The following is a 25,716-nucleotide window of genomic DNA, read 5'->3' on the forward strand; positions in this document are numbered from 1 at the left end:
AAGCTGGTGGGCTTCACCCAATCTCGAAAGTCAGCCCGCTTGTCCGCTGCGGCACCGCACCACCAATGCATTTATTCTAACAAGCCCGTCCTGGCTGGAAGGATTTAACTCTATAAGAGCTATAGAATTAGATGACTATCGTCGGGCATTCCGGCTTTCTCTTTTTCAGGAGCCCTTCATGTCCACCATTTCGCGACGCATCATCCTGCTTTCGTCGGCAGCCCTTGCCGGTGCCCTTCCTCGGTCCGGCCATGGCCGACGACCTCAAGGCGGGAAGGAATGATCAGAAAAGGGAGAATGACGATGACCCATTCCACCGCCGCGCTGTTCAGCCGTTTCGGCGCCTGGCTGCTGGGCCTGGCGTCCAATGACAAACGGACAAAAGAGGATGGCCCGCGATCGCCGGCGCCGGTGCGCTGGGACGCCGGGCGCGACCGCCTGCCACCGCGTGACGAAAGATTTTACTGGGCCTGGCAATACTGGTCGCAGTGAAGGGCAACTCACCCTGTAGAACGGTTTGCCCATACCAGTCCGGCCATGCCGACCAGCATGGTGACGATGCCGGTATAGAGCCATTGCGACTGGCCGGTCATGAAGCTGCCGCCGACCACGCCGATGCCCTGCAGCGACCACAGCGCTCCGATGGCAAGCACGATCAACGCCAGCAGATTTTTGGTCAGTCTCATTGACGGATCTCCCTTTCGAAGTCGATCGGTTGCGGCGTGGTGAGCGCGATGAAAGAGCCAAAGGAAATGGCCCGAACGCTTCGGCCTCTACTTGGATACTGTCGGTCGATCTTGTCAAACAAGTCGCTGTAGTCGGCACGAAGATCATCGCCAATTGATCATTTGCCTATCGAAAATCCCTAACAGACTGTTACCCGGCGACTCCAAACGTGTGCCACTGCCATGGAACCGCCAGATGATTGCCGCATTTCACGCCTTATTCGACACCTAACGGCTGGGGACTGTCAAAAACGGAGCCATCCCCCAGATATGAATACGACAAAACAGACCGCGCTTGTCGCGGTAACGCTGGTTGCTGGCCTGATGGCCGGCGTATCTTCGGCAGCCGCCGCCGGCCAGTGCGGTCGTGCCTCCTGGTACGCCCTGCACTCCAAAACCGCGTCGGGCGAGCGCATGAACCCGTCGGCGATGACCGCAGCCCATCGTACCTTGCCTTTCGGCACCAAGGTCCGGGTGACCAACCAGAACAACGGCCGCAGCGTCATCGTGCGCATCAACGATCGCGGCCCGTTCATCAGGGGGCGCGTGCTCGACCTGTCGAAGGGTGCCGCCGGCCAGCTCGGCTTCATCGGTTCCGGCCATACCGCCGTCTGCATGGCGCGCGTCTGATATTGCCATTGCCCGGACCATGATCTCTGGACAAAACGGTTTTCCGTTTGTCCGAGAAAACCGCAATCCACTTTTCGGGAATCATGGTCGGGTGTCCGGCGCAGGGCCAGACACATTTCTTACACACTTCGCGCCGCACAGTGAGCCGGCTGCGCCGTTCAGGCCGGATTTTCAAGGCTTTGGACGAAAGAAGCGTTAGTCACGCCACATGACGTATTGCATCGCAGCAATTAGTTGTTAACTTCCCCGCGAGACATTCAAGGCATGACGCTGCTCGTCGTCCCTTCAGTCGCAGGCAGCAGCGGGGTTCTCGATGTTCTACCAGCTCTATGAAATGAACCACGCCGCCATGCAGCCCGCGCGTCTCTATGCCGACGCGGTGCGAATGTTCTACACCAATCCGCTCAATCCGTTTTCGCATACATCATGGGGCCGCTCGGTCGCAGCGACCGCCGAACTGTTCGAGCGCACCACGCGCCGCTACGGCAAGCCGACATTCGGCCTCGACAAGACGGTGGTCGACTGGAAGAGCGTCGAGGTCACCGAGAAGACCGTGTGGTCGCGGCCGTTCTGCAATCTCCTCCGCTTCGAACGCGCCGTGCCCGCCGGGCGCCGGGCGGATCCGAAGCTGTTGATCGTGGCGCCGATGTCGGGCCACTATGCGACGCTGCTGCGTGGCACGGTCGAAGCGATGCTGCCCTATGCCGACGTGCACATCACCGACTGGGTCGACGCCCGTATGGTGCCGCTCGCCGACGGCAGTTTCGATCTCGACGACTACATCGACTACATCATCGACATGCTGCACGCGCTCGGCCCCGACACCCATGTGATGGCGGTGTGCCAGCCTTCCGTGCCGGTGCTTGCGGCCGTGGCGCTGATGGAGACGCGCGGCGACCCTTTCGTGCCCTCGACCATGACCTTGATGGGCGGGCCGATCGACACCCGTTGCAACCCGACCGCGGTCAATCTCCTGGCCGAGGAAAAGGGCATCGACTGGTTCCGCGAGAATGTCGTGATGCGGGCGCCGTGGCCGGTGCCGGGCTTCGGCCGCGAGGTCTATCCCGGCTTCCTGCAGCTGTCCGGCTTCATGAGCATGAATCTCGACCGCCACATCATCGCCCACAAGGACTTCTTCATGCACCTGGTGAAGCATGACGGCGACAATGCCGAGAAGCACCGCGATTTCTACGACGAATATCTGGCTGTGATGGACCTGACGGCGGAGTTCTACCTGCAGACCGTGGACACCGTCTTCGTGCGCCACGCCTTGCCCAAGGGCGAGATGACGCATCGCGGCACCCGGATCGATCCGTCCGATATCCGCAACGTCGCGCTGTTCACGGTCGAAGGCGAGAATGACGACATTTCCGGCCTTGGCCAGACCAAGGCGGCGCACGACCTGTGCCCCAACATCCCCGCCGACAAGAAGGCGCACTACATGCAGCCGGCGGTCGGCCATTACGGCGTGTTCAACGGCTCGCGCTTCCGCTCCGAAATCGTGCCGCGCATCGTCGACTTCATCACCAGCTATGGTCGCCAGAACCGCGTTGCGGTGAAGCCGAAGCTGGTCCGCGTCGCCAAAAGATAGGTTCCCGCAGCGAAAATCCGGGCCAATTGGCCGGCAAAGCTGGCCAGACGGCCAGTGCTGTGCAGCCGATTCTGTTGCACAAGTGCCGCTGTCCTGCCCCTCGGGTAACCATGCTATCAATCCGACCGTCGTCGTAATTGACACGGACTGTAAATCCCCTTTAACCTTTCGTTAATAACTAAGGGTGGACGGGGACAATGATATCCTCATCGATGGCGCGAAGGCTGCGCGTGTACGTAGCGGCCGGGCTGGCAGCAACGGGAGGCTGGGTGGTACCGGCTTTGGCGGCTGGAGCAATGGCAACCGGGGGCCTCACCTCGCAGCCGATCGGCCACTATGATTTCTGCAAGCTCCATCCGGGCGAATGCTCGATCCGCCCGAGCAATCTGGCGCCGGCCGCGATGACCGACGGGCTGATGCGCAAGCTGATTAACGTCACCGCCAGGGTCAACGCCGCCGTCAAGCCGATGAGCGACATGGAAATCTACGGCAAGGACGAGGTCTGGGCCTACCCCGACAAGGGCGTCGGCGACTGCGAGGACTATGTGCTGGAGAAGCGGCGCCAGCTTTCGCGCATGGGCATCACGCTTGCCGACCTTCTGATCACCGTCGTGCGCAAGCCCGACGGCGAGGGCCATGCGGTACTGACGGTGCGCACCGACAAGGGCGACTTTGTGCTCGACAATCTGAACGACAAGGTCAAGTCGTGGGACCAGACCGGCTACCGCTTCCTCAAGCGGCAGGCGATCGACAACACCGGCCGCTGGGTCTCGATCCGCGGCGGCCAGCAGGTCCTGGTCGGTTCGGTTCAGTAGAACACGCGTCTTCAGCTCCCTTCGGCAGATACCGAAACTCGGCGCCGCCCCTCATTGTCCTGCCGGACATTTCTCCCCGTGTAGTGACGGGGAGAAAGGCCATGTAATCAATATTTTCGCCAATTGTCGTCGTCGCGAGACGGGCGCCAACGTCGCAGCGATCACCCTTCTCCCCGTCGCTATACGGCGAGAAGGTGCCGGCAGGCGGATGAGGGACAGCGCGGCGTTGCAGGCCCTGCACTTCACGCTTCCAACAATTCCGCATTCTCCATGAACCATTCCCTCCCGGCCGACGACACATGGCCGTGGATAGAAACCAACCATGGAGACTTCCGATGACTGCACTTTTGCGAAATACCCTTCTCGCCGCCGTCGCGGTATCGGCGCTGGCCGGATCCGCTTTGGCAGATCAGACCATTCCAGGCTGCGCCAAGACATTGACCAACGACCTGTGGGCGGGGCGCTGCTGCAGCAATGGCGACTCGAACTGTCTGGGCGGTGGAAACGGTGGTCGAGGCCACAATGACAATGGCGGCCGGGGAGATAAGGGCGGCGCGGCGGGCAAGAAATGATCTCGACGCAGCGGACCGCCGGCGGGCAGCTCTTCAGGCAGAAGCGGACGCGGGTGTAAAACTCGCGGCTCCGGCCTCGCTACGGTTACCGGCCCAGTGCCGCGCGGATCGAGGCGGTAATGCGGCGCAGTTCCGCCTCGTCGAGTTTCTCGATGTTCTCGGCCAAGAGATTGGCAAGCTCGGTGGCTGCGGGACTGAGGCCCGACGTGTCGAGCTTCACGCGCGGATGCGAGGCTTCGGCCAGCCGCGCCAGCTCCTCGGCATCGTCCCAGATGACGTTGAAATAGCCGATGACCTTCTGGATCAGCGTCCAGGTCGGCGCACCGCGCCTGCCATGCTCCAGCGCCGACAGATAGGCGGCGCTGACGCCGATCGCCGCCGCCATGTCCTTCTGGCTGACACCGCGCTCGCTTCGGAGCGCCCTCAGCTTCTCGCCGAACGGCGTCATGCCCGCGTCTTCATGCGCGCTGCCGCCGCAGCCGGATATAAAGCGCGCCAGAGCCGCCATGATTGCGGGCGGCATGGTCGTGGCTGGAGACCAGCGGCCGGAAGGCGGGCGTCGACAGCCAGGCGGGCACGGCGCGCCGCAGCACCCCGTCGCCGCCGGAGGACGAACCCTTGCCTGTGATGACCAGCACGTAGCGAATGCCGCCGGCATGCGCCCGGTGCAGGAACGAGAAAAGCAGCGAATAGGCCTCGTCCTGGGTCAGGCCGTGCAGATCGACCCGGCCTTCGATCGGCAGCCGCCCCTTCGACAGCTTGTCCAGCGTCGGTTCGTCAAGTGCGTGCGCGACATGCTGGGTCTTTGGCTTTGCAGCGCCTGCCTGGTTGGCAACAGGCTGGGCCGGCTGCGTCTGCATCGGCTTGGCCTCGGCCGGGATATCGGGGATGTCGACGGCCATCCTGCCCTTGAGCGGCTTGGCCGTGCGCGCCACCAGGTTCCACAGCACCCGGTCGTCCTCGCTGAGCTTGGCTTCGCTCGGTCTGGCTGGCCGCCGGCTCATCGATTCGCACCCGGAACAAGCGCACGCGGGATCAGCGCATGAAAATCGGCCGCGTTGCGCACCACGCCGGCGATCTCGCCTGCCGCATCGCCCGAGCCGGCGAACAGGTCGCCGCGCGCCGGCCCGGTGATGGCGGAGCCGGTGTCCTGCGCGATCATCAGGCGCCGGAACGGTTTTGCGTCGAAAGCTGTCAGCGACGGCGCATCGATGTGGAACGGCGTGCCGAATGTGTGCAGCAGGCGATCGACGGCGATGGAGCGGCCCGGCGTCAGCGGCACCTTGGCGGCGGCGATCGGGCCAAGGGCGGCGTCCTCGACATCGGCCTCGCGGAAGAAGATGTAGGAGCGGTTTTGCCAAAGGATCTCGTCGACGCGATCCGGGTGCGCCTTGAACCAAGCGCGGATCGACTGCATCGTCACCTTTTCCAGCGGGATCTCGCCAATTTCGCTGAGGATTTTACCGGGCCCTGTGAAGCGTTGGCCGGATTTGGCGGCGTAGGTGACGCGGCGGAGCCGGCCATCGGTCATGTTCAGTCTGGCCGCGCCCTGCACATGGATGAAGAAGGCATCGACCTTGTCGGCCAGCCAGGCGATTTCCAGTCCCTTGCCGTCAAGCGCGCCACATTCGATGGCACCGCGGTCGGGATATTCGACCGGTCCTTGCGGCGTCTGGCGGGCAAAGGCGAGGTAAGGGTCCAGTCCGGGCGGCCGATTGGCGTCGTCGATATCGACGAGATCGGCCGGACGCGACAGCAGCGGCACGCAAAATCGCTTCGTCCGGATCAGCGACGCCTCGACTTCGGGCTCGTAGAAGCCGGTGACGAGGCCGGCGGCGCCGTTCTCGGCGCGGATATTCATCGGGATAAAATGACGCTCGAAAAAGGCCCGGGCCTGCGACCGATTCGCCGGCGAAACAATGCGGGCCTCGGCGTAGGCCTCGGCAAAGGCGTTGAAGTCGACACCAAGCGAACCGCTGCGATAGGGCTTGGTCAGGACGTGGAAGGCGGAACGGCGAAAGGCCGCGAAGGCAGAGAGATGGTCGTCCTCATCCCAGCCGGGCAAGGCGCCGAAGGATTTTCCGACAAAAAGAGGCGATAGCGACACCGGAGCCTCGCCACTTCTACCGGATTCAGTCTTCTTCCTCGGTGGCGACGAGCTTCCAGTTCGGATCGCGCGAGCGCGTGTCGCGGGCAAACGTCCAGACGTCCTTGACCTCGGCGACGGTTTCGGGGTCGCCATCGATGACAGCGCCGGCCTTGTCGCGGGTCGCCGAAATCAGCTCGCTAATGATGCGCAGCGTGACATGCGCCTCGCCACCCTTCATCTCGGCCGAGACGATGTCGGCCTTGTCGATGCCGACGAAGGAGGACTGGATCTTTTCCGATTTGGCCTCGCGCTCGCCGATCGCGGCGACAAAGCCATCATAGACTTCGCGCGACAACAGGTTCTTCAGCGTTTTGCGGTCGCCGTCGGCATAGGCCATGACGATCATTTCATAGGCCATCTTGGCGCCGTCGACGAAGCTCTTCGGCTCGAAGGACGGATCGTTGTCCTTGATCGTGCGCAATCCCTTGTTGAGGTCGGTGTCGGGCTTGGCGAAGGCGTCAATAGACGCATAGGTCTCGGCCGCCGGCTCGCCCGGCAAGCGTTTGCGCGGCAGCGAGACGACATTTTCGGGTTTCTGGGCGGCATCCTTGTCGCCGCTGCGGGCCGCCGTATAGGGGTCGAAGGGCGGCCGTTCGCTGCCGGTGCGTCGGCCCAGCACATTGCGCAGCTGGAAAAAGATGACCACTGCCGCAATCAGGAAGAAAATCGTGCCGAAGTCGAAGAATCCCATATCTTCCGCCAATCAATCCCTGCCTTGTAGCCGGACCGCCGGCCCCAAGGGCTACGGTCGCATAGCGTTCAACATTCAAAGCATATAGAACGCAAGGCGCAATCATTCAAATCAAAGGCAGGCATACCTATCTAACAGGCCCAGTGCCAGCGGCGATTGATCGCCAACGGCCAAAACGATCGAAAAGGGTTGGCAAGACTTGCGCATTTCGTTCCTTCCCCTTTTTGTCCTGGCGCTGCCGCTGCTGGAAATCGCCGGCTTCGTGATTGTCGGACGCCAGGTGGGCGCCCTGGCGACGGTCGGACTGGTGCTGGCGTCGAGCATCGCCGGCGCCTTGCTGCTCCGGCACCAGGGTTTCAGCGTCATGACGCGGATCCGGGCCGAGATGGACGCCGGCCGAGATCCGAGCCGGCAGCTCGCGCATGGCGCGATGATCGTGCTGGCGGCGATCCTTTTGATCATCCCCGGCTTCATCACCGACATCATCGGCCTGCTGCTGTTCCTGCCGCCGGTCCGCGATCTCGCCTGGCGGGCGTTGAAGGGCCGCGTCGTGCTGGCCACCAATTTCAGCACCGGCGGGTTCCGCGGCCGGCAGCGCGACAAGACCATCGACCTCGACGATGGCGATTATTCGCGCAGCGACGACTATGCGCGCGGACCGGACCACAACTCTCCCTGGCGCCGCCTCAAGGACGAATAGGCCTGAGCAAGGCGACGTGCGTTTGAAGCGCACCTGAAATTTTGCTTTGATGCATGTCGTCGTCCCAAAACCGCTGCGCACTTTTGGGCGACATGCATAAGGTGGCAAACCTTGTCTTGTCATGCCGACCATGGTAGCGAACGCCCGATTTCAATTCGGTCAGCGATGCTGCCCAGGCAAGAGGACAAAGGCTTATGGCAAGCAAAGATGACGCGGCGCCCGGCGCAGCCAACGGAAACGGCAATGCGGCACAGCCGTCGCTCAACGTCCTGGCGCAGTATGTGAAGGATCTGTCGTTCGAAAGCCCCGGCGCGCCGAATTCGCTGCGCGGCCGCGACAAGGCGCCCGGCATCGCCATCAACGTCAATGTCAACGCCAACCCACTCTCCGACAAGCAGTTCGACGTCAATTTGACGCTGAACGCCAAGGCCTCCTTCGACCAGGAAGTGCTGTTCAATGTCGAGCTGATCTATGGCGGCGTGTTCGCGATCAGCGGCTTCCCGCAGGAACACATGCTGCCGATCCTGTTCATCGAATGCCCCCGCCTGCTGTTCCCCTTCGCCCGGCAGATCATCGCCGAAGCGACGCGCAACGGCGGTTTCCCTCCGCTGATGCTCGACCCGATCGATTTCGCGCAGATGTTCCAGCAGAAACTGGCGGAAGACCAGGCCGCGTCGAACGTCAAGGTGAGCTGAGGCTTGCCTTTGTTTGGATTGTGAAGAACCCGGCCTCGCGCCGGGTTTTTTGTTTGGAGATGCCGGCGGATCGCGTACGGAACGACCTTAGTTCCCAAGAACCTTCAACCACAGCGCCTTTTCGCCGAGTGTGGCGACCATGCCTGCGTGCGCGGCGCGCTCGGCTTCGGTCAGGCGCGGCGCCAAGGGGGCCGGGCGTTGGCTGATGGTGATTTCAATTTGGCGGACATTCTCGTTACCCCGAGCCGGCGCGGTGGCGCTGTCGAGGATGAGGGCAGCCTGCTTGCCGCCGATCAGCTCGATATAGACTTCGGCCAGCAGTTCGGAATCGAGCAAGGCGCCGTGCTTGGTGCGCCTTGTGTTGTCGATGCCGTAGCGCCGGCAGAGCGCGTCGAGCGAATTGGGGCCCATCGGGTGCTTGCGGCGCGCCAGCGCCAGCGTGTCGACGACACGGCCATTGTCGATGACCGGGTGGCCCAGCCGGCCGAATTCAACATTGAGGAAACCGACGTCGAACGTGGCGTTGTGGGCGACCAGCTTGGCGCCGTCGATGAAGGCCAGCCACTCCTCGGCAATCTCGGCAAAGGTCGGCTTGCCCGCGAGGTCCGCGGCGCTGATGCCGTGGACCGCCTGCGCTTCGGCGTGGATCGGCCGCCCTTGAGGGTTGATGTAGTGGTGGAAGGTCTTGCCGGTCGGGAAGCGGTTGACCAGCTCGATGCCGCCAAGCTCGATGACGCGGTCGTCGCGCGAATCGAGGCCGGTGGTTTCCGTATCGAAGATGATCTCACGCATCGAATCAGTCGCTCCAGGCGAGCAGAATCATAAGACCGGAACAAAATGGCAATGGGCAATGCTGACGGCCTGGCTTCAGGAGATGGGATTCCTTGACTTATCCCCGGTCAGATCCGCAACGATAGCTTTGACCGCCGCGCGGGCGGCGTCCATCCCTTGTCCAGTGTCGATGATGAAATCGGCCTGACGACGCTTATCCGCATCCGGCACCTGCTTGGCCAGGATCGATGCCAGTTTTTCCTCGGTCATGCCCGGTCGCGCCAGCACGCGCTGGCGCTGCACTTCGGCCGCGGCGGTGACGACGACGACCTTGTCGACGCGGTTGCGGCCGCCGGTTTCGAACAGCAGCGGAATGTCGAGCACCGCAAGCGGCGCTCCGGCGGCCCGGTTGCGCGCCAGGAAGGCATCGGCATCGGCGCGCACCAGCGGGTGGATGATGGCTTCCAGCCGCTTCAGCGCGCTGGCGTCGCCAAGCACGCGTGCGCCCAGCTTTGCGCGATCGACCACGCCGGCGTCCGTCGTGCCGGGAAAGGCCGCTTCGACCAAGGGCGCGGCCTTGCCGGCATAGAGGCGATGCACCGCCTCGTCGGAATCATGAACCGGCACGCCGGCCTCGGCAAACATCCTGGCCGTCGTCGACTTGCCCATGCCGATCGAGCCGGTGAGACCGAGCACGATCATAGTTTCGGCACCAGGTCGGCGACGATGAGCGCGCGCAATCCGGCCGTAACCTGCGGCCTCACGCCGAACCAGCGCTCGAAGCCGGGCACGGCCTGGTTGAGCAGCATGCCGAGACCGTCGACCGTCTTCAGCTTCCTTGCGCGGGCAGCGGCAAGCAGCGGCGTCTCCAGCGGCACATAGACGATGTCGTTGACGATGGCGTGGTCCGGCAGCAAGGCGGGATCGGCGGCAAGGGTCTCATTGCCGTGCATGCCGAGCGCCGTGGTGTTGACCAGCAGGCCGGCATCGGCGAGCAGTTCGCCGGTCGCCGCCATGCCATGCGCCGAAACGCCGGCGCCGAAGCGATCGCGCAATTCCTCCGCCCGGGCCAACGTGCGGTTGACGATGCGGATGTCGGCGACACCGCGTTGTTTCAGTGCATGGATGATGGCGCGCGACGCGCCGCCGGCGCCAAGCACGACCGCCGGGCCGTTGCTCGCCCAGCCCGGCGCGTGATCGTCGAGGTTGGCGGCAAAGCCGTGACCGTCGGTGTTGCCGCCCCACAAGATGCCGTCCTCGAACCACAGCGTGTTGACGGCGCCGATCTCTTCGGCCGCCTCATCACGCCGGTCGACCAGCGCGAAGGCAGCCTCCTTGTGCGGAATGGTGACATTGCCGCCGCGATAACCGTCCGCCTGGAGCGTCGCCAGGAATTGAGCAAAGTCCTCCGGCGCCACGTCGATGGCCTGGTAGCTGCCGTCGATGCCATGTTGGGCCAGCCAGTGGCCATGGATCTTCGGCGAGCGCGAATGCCTGATCGGATGGCCAGTGACGAAGGCCTTTTTGATCGGCTCAGCCATCGATCACTCCAAGGGCACGAAGTTCGGCCAGCAGCGGCAGCAGCGGCAGGCCGACAATGGTGAAATGGTCACCCTCGATTTTCTCGAAGAGCTCGATGCCTTCGCCCTCGACCTGGTAGGCGCCGACGCTGGCCAGCGCCTTGGCGCCGACACGAGCCAGATGGCGCCCGATGAAGGCTGGGTCGAGCTTGCGCATGGTCATGCTGGCGATGCCGACATGCCGCCACAGCACCTGACCATCGCGGACCAGCACGGCGGCGCTGTTGAGCTGATGGGTCTTGCCCGACAGCGCCAGCAGGTGACGGCGCGCGCCTTCCATGTCGGCCGGCTTGTGGTACACCTCGTCGCCGAGCGACAGCGTCTGGTCGCAGCCGAGCACCAGGGCGCCCGGCCTGCGCTCGCTGACCTCGGTCGCCTTGGCCTCGGCCAGCACCAGGGCGACATCTTCGGGCGAGACACCGCTGTCCTGCAAGGGCGCCTCGAGCGCCCGCTCGTCGACATCGGCCGCAACTGCCTCGACGTCGACGCCGGCATTGACGAGCATCGCCTTGCGGAACGGACTGCTAGACGCGAGGATGATTTTTTCGGTCATTTTGCACTCGGGCGCAGAGACAGGCGCGGTTGGAGTATGAGCATCTCTAGTCGGTAAAGTGGGCGCTGCCCCTCATTGTCCTGCCGGACATTTCTTCCCGCATAGTGACGGGGAGAAAGGGGCACCTTCAGCGCCGACGCTGTTTCCGGCTACGCTGGCGATTGGCGAAACCATCGATGGCAGCGCCCCTCTCCCCGTCACTATACGGGGAGAGGATGCCGGCAGGCAGGTGAGGGGCAGCACCGACTTTCGGCTAGATTTCGCCTGGAGAAGACTCGGAAAACTCACTTTTCGCTCATTTATCTCGACTTGCCGCGCAGGGCAACGATCGCCGCCGCCGTTTCCTCGATCGAGCGGCGGCTGACATCGATCATCGGCCAGCCATGGCGCGTGCAGATCTGGCGGGCGTAGGCGAGCTCCTCGGTGATGGCGGCTCGGTCGACATAGTCGCTCGCCTCATAGGTGCTGCTGTTTCCGAGGATTCGGTTTTGCCGGACATGCGAGATGCGCTCTGCTGTGGCGATCAACCCGACGATCAGCGGGGTCTTCGCGTTGACCAGGCTCTCCGGCACCGGCACACCGAGCACGATCGGGATGTTGGCGGTCTTGATGCCGCGGTTGGCGAGATAGATGCTGGTCGGCGTCTTCGACGTGCGCGAGATGCCTATCAGCACGATGTCGGCATCGTCCATATTGGCCGGCAGCTGGCCGTCATCATGCTCCATGGTGAAATTGAGCGCGTCGATGCGGCGGAAATATTCGGCGTCGAGAACATGCTGGGCACCGACGCGGCGACCGGCCGGCGTGCCGAGATAGGACTGGAACACGGTCAGCACCGGCTCCAGCACCGACACGCAGGGCAGGCCCATGGTCGCGCAGCGCTCGTCGATGCCGCGCGCCAGCTTCTGGTCGACGACCGTGTAGAGGATGATGCCCGGCTCTTCCTCGATGTCCTCGAACACCTTGGCCACCTGCTTTTCGGTGCGGATGAGCGGGTAGATATGCTCGATGGCCCGCGCATCCTTGTATTGCGCGGAAGCCGCCCGGCCTGCGGCTAGCAGCGTTTCGCCGGTCGCGTCGGAAATCAGGTGCAGGTGGAAGAAGCTCTGGGGTTTGTTCACAAGGGGTCACTCCAGGCTGTGGGCGGCTGTGGATAAAGCGGGATGGAAAGACGGGCCGGTCACGGGTGACTGTATCAGATGGCAGTTTGTCCACAATTCGTCGCACTGTCAGCTTCGCCGGACGGCTGGGGACAAGTTTGGGGACGGCGTCTTTTGTCTCTCGCCTGTCCACAGGGACGGCTTTTCCCTGCGGTTCCTAACGCCTTGACTCCAGTCATGGATTCCGGACTTTCCCCAGAACCCTACAGTTTGTAGAGGTAAGCGCGCGACAATATGCTGGCTGGTGTTTTTGTGGGCAAAGCGGGACAGGTGACAACCACCACAACCAACAGACTCTTAGAATCAGAAGAATCTTAGATATAAGAATCTTTGATTATAGAGAGGCTTGGAGAAGCGAGCGCTCGATGCCCCAGAAACGGATCATGCTGGACGTCCTGAAGGGCAATACGGTGTTTCCGCCTCCCCTCTGGATGATGCGTCAGGCCGGGCGTTATCTGCCGGAATATCGCGAGACACGCCGGCGGGCCGGTTCGTTCCTCGACCTTTGCTACGATCCCGACCTTGCCGTCGAAGTGACCTTGCAGCCGATCGAGCGCTTCGGCTTCGATGCCTCGATCCTGTTCTCGGATATCCTCGTCGTTCCGCACGCGCTTGGCCGCGACGTACGCTTCGAAGAGGGGCGCGGCCCCCTGCTGACGCCGATCACGGCGCCAGAGATTGCAGCTCTGGAAAGCAAAACGTTTCACGTGAATCTCGAACCGGTCTACGAGACGGTCCGCCGGCTGCGGTCAAAACTGCCCGATGAGACAACGCTGATCGGCTTCTGCGGCGCGCCTTGGACGGTGGCGACCTATATGATTGCCGGCCATGGCACGCCCGACCAGGGGCCGGCGCGGCTGTTTGCCTATCGCGAGCCGGAAGCCTTTCAACATTTGCTGAAAGTGCTTGCCGATCATTCGGCCGCCTATCTTATCCGCCAGATCGAGGCCGGTGCGGATGTGGTGCAGATCTTCGATTCCTGGTCGGGCGTTCTCGATGATGCATCGTTCGACCTGTTCTGCGTTCAGCCGGTGGCCGAGATCGTTGGCCGGGTCCGGGCGGTTCATCCCGATGTTCCAATCATTGGTTTTCCCAAGGGGGCCGGTGCGCGGTACCGGACCTATCGCCAGAAGACCGGAGTAACGGCCCTGGGGATCGACTGGACGGTGCCCCTGGTGGCGGCGAAGGATTTGCAGCGCTTGGGTGCGGTCCAAGGCAATCTCGATCCCTTGCGGCTCGTTGCTGGCGGCAAAGCCCTATCCGATGGTGTCGAGGCCATCCTTAAAACGCTGGGCGACGGGCCGCTGATTTTCAACCTCGGTCACGGCATCACGCCGGAGACGCCGATAGCGCATGTCGAGACAATGGTGAAACTGGTGAGGAGCGCGACCCGCTGATGACTCATTCAAACAGCACTGGCAGCACCAACAGCACCGGCCAGGCAATGATGCAGATGGTGATCGGCATTGCCGTGCTGGTCGTTCTCACGGCACTTCTGTTTTTCGTCGCGCCCGACAGCTTCTATCTATGGGCGAAAGCGATCCACATCCTTGCCGTCATCTCCTGGATGGCGGGCATGCTCTATCTGCCGCGGCTGCTGGTCTATCACGTGGATGCCGAGAAGGGCTCGGTGCAGTCAGAGACCTTCAAGGTGATGGAGCGCCGCCTGCTGCGCGGCATCATCAATCCGGCAATGATCGCCACCTGGGTTTTCGGTCTGTGGCTCGCCTGGAAAGGCTTTGGTTTCCACGGCGGCTGGCTGCACGCCAAGATCGGTGCCGTGCTTCTATTGTCCGCCGTTCATGGCTATCTGGCCGGCGCGGTGCGCAAATTTGCCGAGGACCGCAACGAAAAACCGGCGCGGCACTGGCGGATGATCAACGAGATCCCCACATTACTGATGATCGCAATCGTGATCCTGGTTGTCGTCAAGCCGTTTTAGCTCTTAGCAGGGCCCATAAAACGCAGCTTGCTCTTTCACCCAAGCGACGATAAAAGACGGGTCTTCCTTCCCGTCATGCGCCGCCCTTTATTGCTTTCGGCCGCGCCCGGCATTTGTCGCATCCCGCCGATATATTTTCCCCAAAGCAGATTCAGAGTCCGTCTATGCAAGAAATGAAACTCGCAGAGTTCAAGAACAAGAAGCCACCAGAGCTGATCGCTTATGCCGAATCGCTCGAGGTCGAGAACGCCAGCGTCATGCGCAAGCAGGAGCTGATGTTCGCTATCCTGAAGAAACTGGCCGCCCAGGAGATCGAGATCATCGGTGACGGTGTTGTCGAGGTGCTGCAGGACGGTTTCGGTTTCCTGCGCTCCGCCAATGCCAACTATCTGCCCGGTCCCGACGACATTTACATCTCGCCCTCGCAGATCCGCCGCTTTTCGCTGAAGACTGGCGATACGGTCGAAGGGCCGATCCGCAGCCCGAAAGAGGGCGAACGCTATTTCGCCCTGCTCAAGGTCAACACCATCAATTTCGACGATCCCGAAAAGATCCGTCACAAGATCCACTTCGACAATCTGACGCCGCTCTATCCGACCAAGCGGCTGAAGATGGAGATCGACAATTCGACCAGCAAGGACATCTCGCCGCGCGTGATCGACCTGGTGGCGCCCATCGGCAAGGGACAGCGCGCGTTGATCAACGCGCAGCCGCGTACCGGCAAGACGGTTCTGATGCAGAATATCGCCCACTCGATTACTGCCAATCATCCGGAATGTTATCTGATCGTCCTGCTGATCGACGAGCGGCCGGAGGAAGTCACCGACATGCAGCGTTCGGTGAAGGGCGAGGTTATCTCCTCGACCTTCGACGAGCCGGCGGTGCGTCACGTCCAGGTCGCCGAAATGGTGATCGAGAAAGCCAAGCGCCTGGTCGAGCATGGCCGCGACGTCGTCATCCTGCTCGATTCGATTACCCGCCTCGGCCGCGCCTACAACACGGTTGTGCCGTCATCCGGCAAGGTGCTGACCGGCGGTGTCGACGCCAATGCCTTGCAGCGGCCGAAGCGCTTCTTCGGTGCCGCCCGCAATATCGAGGAAGGCGGCTCGCTGACCATCATCGCGACTGCGCTGATCGACACCGGCAGCCGCATGGACGAAGTCATCTTCGAAGAGTTCAAGGGCACCGGCAACTGCGAAATCCAGCTCGATCGCAAGGTTGCGGACAAGCGCATCTATCCGGCCATGGACATCTTGAAGTCCGGTACCCGCAAGGAGGACCTTCTGGTCTCCAAGCAGGACCTGCAGAAGATCTTCGTGCTGCGCCGCATCCTTGCGCCGATGGGCACCACGGACGCGATTGAGTTCCTGATCGACAAGCTCAAGCAGACCAAGACCAATGCGGATTTCTTCGATTCGATGAACACGTAACGGTTTGGCCGAAACATCCGGCCTATGCATCAAACCCCATTCCGGCATACCGGGATGGGGTTTTTCATTGTCCGGGATCAGGTCGCATCCACGATACGGAGTGGCCGTATGTAGCAGCGGACTCCCTCTTCTGCGCGGAAGGCGAGGTTTCCTGATCCTATTGGCGACGCAAGAGGTGTGCGAGCTCTTTGGGCTTCGTCACAACGGGAAGGCAGACTTGACCGGTGCAGAGCCAGGCACCCGGCCTGTGGGTCGGCGGCAGGAATCCACCGGGCAGCACGGGTCGATTCGCTTCCGAACCGATAGAAACGATAATGTCGACCCGACGCGGATCGGGGTTTCGATTCGCAACCGGAACAAGTTCAGGATTGGTCGGATCATCAATTAGCACCAGCTTAAGCGGCTCGATCGCCAGCGCGCAGGCGTTGACGATGCCAGCCTGGCCATAGGCCTGCTGCGCGGCTCGGCCGGCGGCATGCTCGGCGACGTTCCAGGCTTTCTCGTGCAGGTCGAGGTCGCCGGTGACGGAGGCGAGCCGCACCAGCGCTTCGATAATCTGTCCGGTGGCGGAAGGAATGGCCTCGTCGACGTCGCCCCTTATGCGGATCGGCACGTCAGTGCTGTCGGAAGCGGTCAGATAGTAGCCAGTCCTGTCTGCATCGGCGTGCCAGTGGTCGAGTTGCTCGATGAACCCATTGGCCTGCTCGACATAGCTCCAGTCGCCGGTGGCTTCGAATAGCGCGATCGCCGCATTGGCCATGGCGGCGTAGTCGCTGGATAGCGCCGGAAACAATTTCCTCGCGCCCAGCATCGAGTGCGGCAAGCGGTTGTCGCGGCTGGCGGCGTTGATATGGGCAAAGGCCTTTGCCGCCGCGTCGACCCAGTCACGCCGCGACAACGACCGGCCGGCCTCGGCAAGGGCTGCGATCATCAGGCCATTCCAGTCGGTGAGGGTCTTTGCGTCGAGGCCCGGCCTGACCCGCCCTTCCCTTATGGCGAGAAGTTTCGCTTTGAGCGGCACGAGTTGGTCGCGATCGACCACACTTTGGGCTTGCTGCGAGCTGGTTTGATGGACAACCGGCTTGCCTTCCCAGCCATGTGGGCTTGAGAGCGTGAAGTGTTTGAAAAACCGAGGGGAATCGACGCCAAGCGCGACTTCTATATCTGCCCTGCTCCAGGTGTAGAACAGTCCCTCCTCGCCGTCGCTGTCGGCGTCGAGGCTGGCGGCGAAGGCGCCGCCGTCGACACGCATTTCGCGCAGCAGCCAGTCAATGGTGTCTTCGATTCGTACCCGGAACAAATTATTGCCGCTCACCGCATAGGCCCAGTTGCAGAAGCGGATGAGCTGGGCATTGTCGTAGAGCATCTTTTCGAAATGCGGAACCAGCCATTCCGCGTCGGTCGAATAGCGGCTCAGCCCGCCGCCGATATGGTCGTAGATGCCGCCGCTCAGCATCCGGTCGAGGCTGAGCAGGACATCATCACGATGCGTGGAATTGCCATCGCGCAGCCAGGACAGCCAAAGCGTGAGCATGAATGGCGCATTCGGGAATTTCGGCGCGCCGCGCAAGCCGCCGAGATCGCGGTCGATCATGCCGTCGATGCCCCTGGCGAGGTTTTCCAGGGTGTCGTGATCAAGCACTGTTTTGGCATGCGAACCGGCGAGCCGGGCCTCGACATGCGTCGTCAGGCCGTCGGCGCTCTGGTTCAGGCTCGCCCTTTTCTCCCGCCAGGCCTTGTCCACTGCTTGCATCACCTGGATGAAGCCTGGGCGGCCGTAGCGCGGCTCGCGCGGAAAATAGGTGCCGCCCCAGAACGGCTTGCCGTCCGGCGTCAGGAACATGGTCAATGGCCAGCCGCCTTGCTCGCCCATCGAGGACAGCGCGGCCATGTAGATCTGGTCGATGTCCGGGCGCTCCTCGCGGTCGACCTTGATATTGACGAACAGACGGTTCATGACGGCGGCGACGTCGTCGTTCTCGAAACTCTCGTGCGCCATGACGTGGCACCAGTGGCAGGCGGCATAGCCGACCGAGAGCAGGATTGGCCTGTCCAGCGCCCTCGCCTCTTCAAGCGAAGCCGGCGACCAGGCCCGCCAATGGACTGGATTGCCGCTGTGCTGCTGCAGATAGGGGCTGGCTTCGTCGGCAAGCAGGTTTTGCGGAGGCAATGTCACGATGAGGCTACCCGACAAGGATTGAACGGGGAAGCTAGGGCGGTTCAACAGAGCGGGCAAATGATTTCAAGGGATTCGATCGTTGCGCTGTCGAGCGGCCGCCTGCCAGCAGGTGTCGCCGTCATCCGCATTTCCGGCCCACAGACTCGATTCGTAATCGAAACGATTGCCGGCGGTAGGGTTAAGGACCGGGCTGTGGTTTTGCGCAAGTTCAGAGCGCCGGATGGAAGCGTGCTCGACAACGGCCTGGTTGTCTTCTTTCCCGGCCCCGCGAGCTTTACCGGTGAGGATGTGGCTGAATTCCACGTCCATGGCGGCCGCGCGGTGGTGGCCAGGATGTTGGATGCGATCACCGGCTTCGACGGTGTCCGGCATGCTGATCCCGGCGAATTCACCCGTCGCGCTTTCCTCAATGGCAAGGTCGACCTGGTCGAAACCGAGGCGCTGGCCGATCTCGTCAACGCCGAAACCGAGGCGCAGCGGCGCTTTGCGGTCCAGAATGCGGAAGGTGTTCAGAGCGAGCTCTATTTGAGTTGGCGCCGCCGGCTGATCCACGCCCGCGCCATGATCGAGGCCGAAATTGACTTTGCCGACGAGGATGATGTGCCAGGTTCCGTTTCGGATACGGTCTGGTCTGATGTTCGGGCGATGATCGACGAGATCGACCGGCACGTTGCGGGATTTCGCGCCGCCGAAATTATCCGCGATGGGTTCGAGGTCGTGATTCTCGGTGCGCCCAATGCCGGCAAATCGAGTCTGTTCAACGCCTTGGCGCGGCGCGATGCCGCTATTGTAACGGATGAGCCGGGCACAACCCGCGACCTGCTCGAGGTGGTGTTGGATCTGGAGGGACTGCGCGTCAGGTTGACCGACACCGCCGGGCTGCGCGAGGCGGCTGGGAAGGTCGAGGCGATCGGCATCGAGAAGGCAAGGGCCAAGGCCGATAGCGCCGATCTGTTGTTGCTGTTGCAGGACGTCGCTGAGCCGCAGGCGTTGGCTTCGATCCCGTCGGCGATTCCGGCCTTGCAGGTCGGCACCAAGCGAGACCTTTTGGATAGCCAAGCGGCTGCCAGTGTGGCCAAGCGCTACGATCACGTCATCTCGGTCGTCGATGGGGCCGGCGTTGACGCGTTGTTGGCGGAAATCGGCTGGCGGGCAGCGCGTGCTGCCGGGAGCGCCGGCGATATTCTGCCGTCGCGCCTGCGCCATGTCGAGTTACTGGGCGAAGCAAACCGGCATCTGCACCGGGCGGTTGACGGCCGGGCCATCGGGCAGGAGTTGCGGGCCGAGGAGTTGCGGCTCGCCGCCGACCGGCTCGGCCGAATCGTCGGCGCCATCGACGTGGAGGACATGCTGGACGTGATTTTCGCGCAGTTCTGCATTGGAAAATGACTCACGTGAAACACCGGCAGCGCTCGCTGTGGCGACCTCCTTGATTCACGTGAAACACAGTCGCGGGCGCTGGCAGAGCGAAGCTGTGATTGCCCCTGCTGTTCGGAGCGAGGATTCACGTGAAACATGGCAAAGACTCGCCGCAGGGTTGTTTCACGTGAAACGAGCCGCGGAGTTTTCTTGACAGCATCGCCTTGCGGGGACATGTGTCGCTCAACCTTTTTCTAGTCCAGGACGTTTTGTAAATGACCGATCACTATGATGTGGTTGTGGTGGGCGGCGGCCATGCGGGTTGCGAGGCGGCGAGTGCAGCGGCGCGCGCCGGCGCCAGCACCGCGCTTGTGACGCTGCGTTTCGACACGATTGGCGTGATGTCGTGCAACCCGGCCATCGGCGGTCTCGGCAAGGGCCATCTGGTTCGCGAGATTGATGCCATGGACGGGTTGATGGGTCGGGTGGCTGATGCCGCCGGCATTCAGTTCCGCCTGCTCAACCGTCGCAAGGGGCCAGCGGTCCGCGGGCCACGCACTCAAGCGGATCGCAAACTCTATCGCCTTGCCATGCAAGAAGCGATTCGGCTCCAGAACGATCTCGACGTGATCGAGGGTGAGGTTCTCGACTTCGAGATCGTCGATGGGCGGATTGCGGCTGTTCTGCTGGCCAACGGCCTGCGGCTCGCCTGTGGCGCCGTCGTTTTGACGACCGGGACCTTCCTGCGTGGCCTCATCCACATCGGCGACAAGAAGATCGCCGCCGGCCGCATGAACGAGCAGGCGAGCATCGGCCTGTCGGCGACCATGAGCCGCGTCGGCTTCCAGCTCGGCCGGCTGAAGACCGGCACGCCGCCACGGCTGAACGGGAAGACTATCGATTGGGCGTCGCTGGATCGCCAGGCGGCGGATGAGGATCCGGTGCCGTTCTCGCTGATGACCGATCGCATTGAGACGCCGCAGATCGAGTGCGGCATCACCCGCACGACAGCGGCGACGCATGATTTGATCCGCGCCAATCTTGGCCGGTCGGCGATGTATTCCGGGTCGATCGAAGGTGTCGGGCCGCGCTATTGCCCGTCGATCGAGGACAAGATCGTCAAGTTCGGCGACCGGGACGGGCACCAGATTTTTCTCGAGCCGGAAGGGCTCGACGACGACACCGTCTATCCCAATGGTATCTCGACCTCGTTGCCGCAGGATGTGCAACTGGACATCCTGAAAACCATCCCAGGACTGGAGCGAGCCGTCATGCTGCAGCCTGGCTACGCCATCGAGTATGATCATGTCGATCCGCGCGAGCTGACTACGGGCCTAGAGACCACGCGCGTCAGTGGTCTCTTTCTCGCCGGGCAGATCAACGGCACCACCGGATATGAGGAAGCAGCGGGGCAAGGCCTGCTCGCCGGCCTCAATGCGGCGCGTTGTGCTGCCGGCAGCGAGCAGATCGTGCTCAGCCGCACCGAGGCCTATATCGGCGTAATGGTCGACGATCTGACCAGCCGCGGCATCAGCGAGCCCTACCGGATGTTCACCTCGCGGGCCGAGTTCCGGCTGTCGCTGCGCGCCGACAATGCCGATGAGCGGCTGACGCCCCTCGCCGCGAAGCTGGGGATAGCCTCGGCGCAGCGGATGCAGCGCTACGGCGATATGATGCAGCAGCTCGACGAAGCGCGTCAGCTGGCGGTGTCGCTGACCATGACCCCGAACGAGGCGGCGCGGCATGGGCTTGAGATCAACCGGGATGGCGTGCGCCGCTCCGGCTATGAACTGCTGGCCTACCCCGGTGTCGACGTCGCCTGGCTGGCGCGCGTCGAGCCGAAATTTGCGGCAATTGATGCCAAGACGGCGGAGCGCCTCGAAACGGAAGCGAAATATTCGGTCTATCTCAATCGCCAGAAGAGCGATGTGGCTCAGATCCAGCATGAAGAGAGCCGGATGATCCCGGAGACGGTCGATTTCGCCGGTGTGCCGGGGCTGTCCAACGAGCTGAAGCAGAAGATGCAGGCGCGGCGGCCGCGCTCTATAGCCGATGCCCAGCGCATGGAAGGTATGACGCCGGCGGCGATGGCGATCATTGTCGCGCATGTCCGCCATGAAGAGAGTGCGCAGAGGCCCGAGAGGGACGTTGCGTGAACTCTTTCTCCTGGAAGAGCCTGCAGGACGCGGCCGGTCCGGTTTCACGTGAAACATTCTACCGCCTGGTGACGTTCGAACAGATGTTTCAGAAATGGAACCGCAGCATCAACCTGGTTGCGCAGTCGACGGCAACCGACGTCTGGCAGCGTCACATCCTGGACAGCGCGCAGCTCGGGCGTATCGAGCCGACCGCGAATCGCTGGGTCGATATTGGTTCGGGCGGCGGATTCCCGGGGCTTGTCATGGCCTTCCTGCTTGCCGAGCGCGATGGGGCGAGCATCGATCTGGTTGAAAGCAATCGCAAAAAGGCGTCGTTCCTGCAGACAGTCATCGGCCAGTTCGGTCTGCCGGCGCGGGTGGTGGCGCGCCGCATTGAAGACAGTCATGCGCTGGTCCCGGCGCCGCAGATCGTCACGGCGCGTGCCTTGGCCTCGCTTTCCATCTTGCTGGACCTGTCGGCGCCTTGGCTGACCTCAGGCGCGCGTGGCCTGTTCCACAAAGGCCGGGATTACCGCGCCGAAGTGCAAGAAAGCGTTCACCGATGGGCCTTCGATCTGGTAGAACATCCAAGCGTGACCGACCCACATGGCGTCATCCTCGAACTGTCGAATCTTCGACCTGTCTGATTTGCTCCAGGCGACCCAAAAATGAATTTCTGGCATAGATCCATGATGAAGAATGGCCCCCGAATCATCACCGTAGCCAACCAGAAGGGCGGCGTCGGCAAGACGACCACCGCCATCAATCTGGCTACTGCGCTCGCGGCGATCGGTGAAAAGGTGCTGATCGTCGACCTCGATCCGCAAGGCAATGCCAGCACCGGCCTCGGGATCGACCGCAAGGATCGGACGGTCTCGTCCTATGATGTTTTGACGGGCGAACTGGATCTGGAAGCCGCGGCGATCCCGACTGCGGTGCCCGGCCTGTCGATCGTGCCGTCGACGCTGGACCTGCTCGGCATCGAGATGGAAATCGCCTCGGCGCCGGACCGGGTGCTGCGGCTGCGCAACGCCTTGCGTGCCTCGGCCGACCGTTCGGCCGGTTTCGGCTATGTGCTGATCGACTGCCCGCCTTCGCTCAATCTTTTGACGCTGAATTCGATGGCTGCGGCCGATTCGGTTCTGGTACCGTTGCAGTGCGAATTTTTCGCGCTCGAAGGCCTCAGCCAATTGCTGGAAACCGTCGAGCAGGTGCGTCGTTCTATCAATCCTGATCTCACCATCCAGGGCATTGTGCTGACCATGTATGACGGCCGCAACAATCTCGCTAACCAGGTGGTGCAGGATGTGCGGGCGCATATGGGCGACAAGGTCTACGAGACCATCATACCGCGCAATGTGCGGGTGTCCGAGGCGCCGTCCTACGGCAAGCCGGCGATCCTGTACGATCTGAAATGCTCAGGCAGCCAGGCCTATCTGCAGCTCGCGTCGGAAGTGATCCGCCGTGAGCGCAAATTGCGCGCCGCTTGATCAGCCGAATGCTTAATTAAGAGCCGATTCGATACCGAAACGATCAGGAATGTTAACTGGAAGTGTTATGAGCGAAGACCTTTCGAGAAAAAGACTGGGGCGGGGACTGGCAGCGCTGATCGGCGAGATCGATCGTCCTGCGGCACCCGAAAAGCCGGGGATGAGCGCCGACGGCAAGGTGCCGATCGAGTTCCTGACCCCAAATCCGAAAAATCCGCGCCGGCATTTCGGCGAGGCCGAGCTCACCGACCTCGCCCACTCGATCCGCGAGCATGGCGTCGTACAGCCGGTGGTGGCGCGGCCGTCGCCGACACAGGCCGGCCGCTACGAGATCATCGCCGGCGAGCGGCGCTGGCGTGCGGCGCAACGCGCCGGGCTGAACGAGATCCCGGTCATCATCCGCGAGGTCAATGACCGCACCGCGCTCGAACTGGCGATCATCGAGAACGTCCAGCGCACCGACCTTAACGCGGTCGAGGAAGCGCTTGGCTACCAGCAGCTGATCGACGATCACGGCTACACCCAGGCCGATCTCGGCCAGGTGATCGGCAAGAGCCGAAGCCATGTCGCCAACACGCTCAGGCTCTTAAAACTGCCGGATGTGATCCGCGACATGCTGGTCGACGGCGCGCTGTCGGCGGGCCATGCCCGCACGCTGGTGACCGCGGAGGATCCGGCCGGGCTTGCCAAGCGCATCGTCGAGGAAGGGCTTTCGGTGCGCCAGGCGGAGGCGCTGGCGCAGATGCCGGCCGGCAGCACGACAAAGGAAGCCAAGCCGGCGTCAAGCCAGGAGCAGAAGGACGCCGACACGCTGGCGCTGGAAAAGCTGTTGACCGACACGACCGGGATGATCGTGTCGATCGACCACAAGAGCAAAGGCGGCATGCTTCGTGTCGCGTATCGCTCGCTCGAGCAGCTCGACGAGTTGTGCCGCAGGCTGAAGCAGGAGCGGTAGTTAGCCGGCGAATATCCTGGTGGCGGCTGATTCCCGAGAGCCTACTTATCTCGAATCCGCTCGTCATTCCAAGTGCTTGGCACGCCAGCACCGCCCCTCACCTGCCTGCCGGCATCCTCTCCCCGTAAACGGGGCGAGGGACGCTGTCATCAGCGGTTTCGACAGTCGCCAACGTCGCAGGAAAGCGCCAGCGTTGCAGCCAGCCCCTTTCTCCCCGTTCACGGGAGAAATGCCCGGCAGGACAATGAGGGGTGGCGCTGACCTCGACGGCTGAGCCGTCAGTCCCAAAACTACCGCTGCGCCAGCCGGCTGCTTTCCACCGCAATGCCAAGCAGTGCCTGCCGCGCCAGCGCGACGGAGAGATCCGGGCGCCGCCGCGTCTGCAGCACAGCGGTCTGCAGCCGGGTCAGCGCGCGACCGAGGGCTTCGCTGCTCCAGCGCTCCAGCGCCTTCTCCACCAGCTTGCGCCGCGAGAAAAACACCGGCGGGCGGGCCGCGGCAACGACCGAGGCGGCGTTGCGGCCAGCAGACTCCATCTGGCCACGCATGGCCTGGATCGCCTGCAACTGCCGCATCGTCGAGGACAGCACCAAGAACGGCTGGCCGCCGGACTGGCAATGGCGGGTGAAGGCGGTGTCGAAGTCGCCGACCTTACCTTCGAGCAGTGCGTCGACGGCGTCATCGAAAGAGGCGCCGGACACGTCACCCGACATCGCCCTGACCTCTTCCAGCCCGATCTCCTTCTGGCCATGGGCGTAGAGGATGAGCTTTTCGATCTCGCCGCGCGAGGCCAGCCGGTCGCCGCCGAGATTTCGGCGCAGCGCCTGTCTAGCTTCCAGCGTCATCGACATGCCGGCCTTGCGCAATTCGTCGTCGATGACGGCATCGATGTCGCGGGCCTCGTCGGCATAGCAGGGCAGCGCCATGGCAATGTCCGCCGCCTCGACCACGGCACGCAGCCCCACGCCCTTCTTGAGATCGCCGGCCTCGATCAGGATGATGGCGTCGCGGGGCGGCTCCGCGGTCAGCGCCTTGACGTCATCGGCCAACGCCTTCTGGCCGCTGGCGTTGCGCACCCACAAAAGCCGCCGGTCGGAAAACATCGGCACGGTGCGCGCCTCGTCGAGCAGCCGGCCCTCGTCGCGGTCAACCTCCGAGCCGTCCAGCCTGACCACCGAGAATGGATCGTCGAGCGGCAGGCCAGTCTTCTCGGCAAAGGCCTTGGCGCGCTCGGCGACGAGCCCTCGATCGGGGCCGTAAAGCAGGACGATCGAGATGCGCTGGTCCGGACGGGCCAGCCAGGAATCGACCTCGAAAGCTTTCTTCTGTGCCATGGGGGTGGTTAGCATGATGCAGGGGCGGAGTGAACGGTTTCCAGCTTGGGTTCCTCGCCCCACAAAAGTGGGGAGAGGAACCCAAGTCTTGCCACCAATCACCTTATCTGACCGGAACATTGCCCAATCTTGCCCCTAATTGCGCGCCGCTGCCCAACATCGACAAGAAATTTCGCGGACATATCTTCATGTTGTGCCGGGGAGGCTGGATCTTGGATCGAGGCCCGAAAGGCCTGCCCCGTCGAATTCGCACTGGT

Annotated in this window: 27 protein-coding genes; 15 read left to right on the forward strand and 12 right to left on the reverse strand. The window is 62.7% G+C overall.

Annotated features, from left to right (window positions below; translation table 11 throughout):
• The first annotated feature begins 303 nt into the window (after positions 1-303).
• Complete coding sequence (locus CGZ66_RS09960) at positions 304-492, forward strand: hypothetical protein (protein WP_095084376.1); 189 nt, start codon at positions 304-306, stop codon at positions 490-492.
• Positions 493-500: 8 nt separating this feature from the next.
• On the opposite strand, the gene CGZ66_RS39840 is transcribed toward CGZ66_RS09960, so the two are convergent.
• The gene (locus tag CGZ66_RS39840; RefSeq protein ID WP_095083869.1) at positions 501-686 is read right to left on the reverse strand and encodes a hypothetical protein; all 186 of its coding nucleotides are present in this window, start codon (positions 684-686) and stop codon (positions 501-503) included.
• A gap of 309 nt (positions 687-995) precedes the next feature.
• Between CGZ66_RS39840 and CGZ66_RS09970 the strand changes: the two genes are divergently transcribed.
• From CGZ66_RS09970 to CGZ66_RS09990, 4 genes are all read left to right on the forward strand, one after another.
• The gene (locus CGZ66_RS09970; RefSeq protein ID WP_095083870.1) at positions 996-1,355 is read left to right on the forward strand and encodes a septal ring lytic transglycosylase RlpA family protein; all 360 of its coding nucleotides are present in this window, start codon (positions 996-998) and stop codon (positions 1,353-1,355) included.
• 313 nt (positions 1,356-1,668) lie between these two features.
• Entirely contained in the window at positions 1,669-2,946 is a 1,278-nt protein-coding gene (locus tag CGZ66_RS09975) for a polyhydroxyalkanoate depolymerase (protein ID WP_095083871.1), read from the forward strand.
• Positions 2,947-3,143: 197 nt separating this feature from the next.
• Positions 3,144-3,761 (forward strand): transglutaminase-like cysteine peptidase, encoded by a 618-nt coding sequence (locus CGZ66_RS09980; protein ID WP_095083872.1) that lies wholly within the window; start codon positions 3,144-3,146, stop codon positions 3,759-3,761.
• Positions 3,762-4,096: 335 nt separating this feature from the next.
• A complete protein-coding gene (locus CGZ66_RS09990) occupies positions 4,097-4,333 on the forward strand; it encodes a hypothetical protein (protein WP_095083873.1) in 237 nt (78 codons plus the stop codon).
• Positions 4,334-4,418: 85 nt separating this feature from the next.
• On the opposite strand, the gene CGZ66_RS09995 is transcribed toward CGZ66_RS09990, so the two are convergent.
• Genes CGZ66_RS09995 through CGZ66_RS10010 form a run of 4 tightly spaced genes read right to left on the reverse strand, consistent with a single transcriptional unit; the run spans position 4,419 to position 7,173 of the window.
• A complete protein-coding gene (locus tag CGZ66_RS09995) occupies positions 4,419-4,781 on the reverse strand; it encodes a helix-turn-helix domain-containing protein (RefSeq protein WP_095084378.1) in 363 nt (120 codons plus the stop codon).
• Between the two features lie 10 nt (positions 4,782-4,791).
• Positions 4,792-5,337, reverse strand: a complete 546-nt coding sequence (locus CGZ66_RS10000) for a Smr/MutS family protein (protein ID WP_095083874.1) — start codon at positions 5,335-5,337, stop codon at positions 4,792-4,794.
• Positions 5,334-6,440, reverse strand: coding sequence for a murein transglycosylase A (gene mltA / locus CGZ66_RS10005; RefSeq protein WP_095083875.1), 1,107 nt, complete (start codon positions 6,438-6,440; stop codon positions 5,334-5,336). Before mltA ends, CGZ66_RS10000 begins: the two co-directional genes overlap by 4 nt.
• Positions 6,441-6,465: 25 nt before the next feature.
• A complete protein-coding gene (locus CGZ66_RS10010) occupies positions 6,466-7,173 on the reverse strand; it encodes a Tim44/TimA family putative adaptor protein (RefSeq protein WP_095083876.1) in 708 nt (235 codons plus the stop codon).
• A gap of 199 nt (positions 7,174-7,372) precedes the next feature.
• On the opposite strand from CGZ66_RS10010, the gene CGZ66_RS10015 reads away from it, so the two are divergent.
• Positions 7,373-7,873: an FxsA family protein gene (locus CGZ66_RS10015; protein WP_095083877.1), complete on the forward strand. Its 501-nt coding sequence runs from the start codon at positions 7,373-7,375 to the stop codon at positions 7,871-7,873.
• 194 nt (positions 7,874-8,067) lie between these two features.
• A complete protein-coding gene (secB, locus tag CGZ66_RS10020) occupies positions 8,068-8,568 on the forward strand; it encodes a protein-export chaperone SecB (RefSeq protein WP_095083878.1) in 501 nt (166 codons plus the stop codon).
• An 87-nt stretch (positions 8,569-8,655) separates the two neighbouring features.
• Here the strand turns inward: secB and dnaQ are convergent, their stop codons facing one another.
• The 5 genes from dnaQ to CGZ66_RS10050 form a co-directional block, all read right to left on the reverse strand.
• Positions 8,656-9,360, reverse strand: coding sequence for a DNA polymerase III subunit epsilon (gene dnaQ / locus CGZ66_RS10025; RefSeq protein ID WP_095083879.1), 705 nt, complete (start codon positions 9,358-9,360; stop codon positions 8,656-8,658).
• A 75-nt stretch (positions 9,361-9,435) separates the two neighbouring features.
• Positions 9,436-10,041 (reverse strand): dephospho-CoA kinase, encoded by a 606-nt coding sequence (coaE, locus tag CGZ66_RS10030; RefSeq protein WP_095083880.1) that lies wholly within the window; start codon positions 10,039-10,041, stop codon positions 9,436-9,438.
• On the reverse strand, positions 10,038-10,880 hold the full coding sequence (locus CGZ66_RS10035) for a shikimate dehydrogenase (protein WP_095083881.1): 843 nt from the start codon (positions 10,878-10,880) through the stop codon (positions 10,038-10,040). The genes coaE and CGZ66_RS10035 overlap by 4 nt, the downstream gene beginning before the upstream one ends.
• Positions 10,873-11,472 (reverse strand): Maf-like protein, encoded by a 600-nt coding sequence (locus CGZ66_RS10040; protein WP_095083882.1) that lies wholly within the window; start codon positions 11,470-11,472, stop codon positions 10,873-10,875. The genes CGZ66_RS10035 and CGZ66_RS10040 overlap by 8 nt, the downstream gene beginning before the upstream one ends.
• A gap of 299 nt (positions 11,473-11,771) precedes the next feature.
• Entirely contained in the window at positions 11,772-12,593 is an 822-nt protein-coding gene (locus tag CGZ66_RS10050) for a pyruvate, water dikinase regulatory protein (protein WP_095083883.1), read from the reverse strand.
• Positions 12,594-12,997: 404 nt separating this feature from the next.
• Between CGZ66_RS10050 and hemE the strand changes: the two genes are divergently transcribed.
• The 3 genes from hemE to rho all read left to right on the forward strand — a co-directional run bounded on the left by hemE (position 12,998) and on the right by rho (position 16,004).
• Positions 12,998-14,029, forward strand: a complete 1,032-nt coding sequence (gene hemE / locus CGZ66_RS10055; RefSeq protein ID WP_095083884.1) for a uroporphyrinogen decarboxylase — start codon at positions 12,998-13,000, stop codon at positions 14,027-14,029.
• A gap of 56 nt (positions 14,030-14,085) precedes the next feature.
• Complete coding sequence (gene hemJ / locus CGZ66_RS10060; RefSeq protein WP_425352282.1) at positions 14,086-14,574, forward strand: protoporphyrinogen oxidase HemJ; 489 nt, start codon at positions 14,086-14,088, stop codon at positions 14,572-14,574.
• 164 nt (positions 14,575-14,738) lie between these two features.
• Complete coding sequence (gene rho, locus CGZ66_RS10065) at positions 14,739-16,004, forward strand: transcription termination factor Rho (RefSeq protein WP_095083886.1); 1,266 nt, start codon at positions 14,739-14,741, stop codon at positions 16,002-16,004.
• Between the two features lie 157 nt (positions 16,005-16,161).
• On the opposite strand, the gene CGZ66_RS10070 is transcribed toward rho, so the two are convergent.
• Complete coding sequence (locus CGZ66_RS10070; RefSeq protein WP_095083887.1) at positions 16,162-18,180, reverse strand: thioredoxin domain-containing protein; 2,019 nt, start codon at positions 18,178-18,180, stop codon at positions 16,162-16,164.
• Positions 18,181-18,240: 60 nt separating this feature from the next.
• On the opposite strand from CGZ66_RS10070, the gene mnmE reads away from it, so the two are divergent.
• From mnmE to CGZ66_RS10095, 5 genes are all read left to right on the forward strand, one after another.
• Positions 18,241-19,572 carry a tRNA uridine-5-carboxymethylaminomethyl(34) synthesis GTPase MnmE gene (mnmE, locus tag CGZ66_RS10075; RefSeq protein WP_095083888.1) on the forward strand — a complete coding sequence of 444 codons (1,332 nt, stop codon included), beginning with the start codon at positions 18,241-18,243 and terminating at the stop codon, positions 19,570-19,572.
• Between the two features lie 245 nt (positions 19,573-19,817).
• The gene (gene mnmG / locus CGZ66_RS10080) at positions 19,818-21,698 is read left to right on the forward strand and encodes a tRNA uridine-5-carboxymethylaminomethyl(34) synthesis enzyme MnmG (protein WP_095083889.1); all 1,881 of its coding nucleotides are present in this window, start codon (positions 19,818-19,820) and stop codon (positions 21,696-21,698) included.
• Positions 21,695-22,327 (forward strand): 16S rRNA (guanine(527)-N(7))-methyltransferase RsmG, encoded by a 633-nt coding sequence (gene rsmG, locus CGZ66_RS10085; RefSeq protein ID WP_095083890.1) that lies wholly within the window; start codon positions 21,695-21,697, stop codon positions 22,325-22,327. Before mnmG ends, rsmG begins: the two co-directional genes overlap by 4 nt.
• A 42-nt stretch (positions 22,328-22,369) precedes the next feature.
• Entirely contained in the window at positions 22,370-23,170 is an 801-nt protein-coding gene (locus CGZ66_RS10090) for a ParA family protein (protein ID WP_095084379.1), read from the forward strand.
• Positions 23,171-23,237: 67 nt separating this feature from the next.
• Positions 23,238-24,125 carry a ParB/RepB/Spo0J family partition protein gene (locus CGZ66_RS10095; RefSeq protein WP_095083891.1) on the forward strand — a complete coding sequence of 296 codons (888 nt, stop codon included), beginning with the start codon at positions 23,238-23,240 and terminating at the stop codon, positions 24,123-24,125.
• Positions 24,126-24,415: 290 nt separating this feature from the next.
• Here CGZ66_RS10095 and holA read toward each other — a convergent pair whose 3' ends face one another.
• Complete coding sequence (gene holA / locus CGZ66_RS10100; protein ID WP_095083892.1) at positions 24,416-25,459, reverse strand: DNA polymerase III subunit delta; 1,044 nt, start codon at positions 25,457-25,459, stop codon at positions 24,416-24,418.
• Positions 25,460-25,716 lie beyond the last annotated feature (257 nt).

Source organism: Mesorhizobium sophorae, assembly GCF_002270415.1.
GTDB classification, from domain to species: domain Bacteria; phylum Pseudomonadota; class Alphaproteobacteria; order Rhizobiales; family Rhizobiaceae; genus Mesorhizobium; species Mesorhizobium sophorae.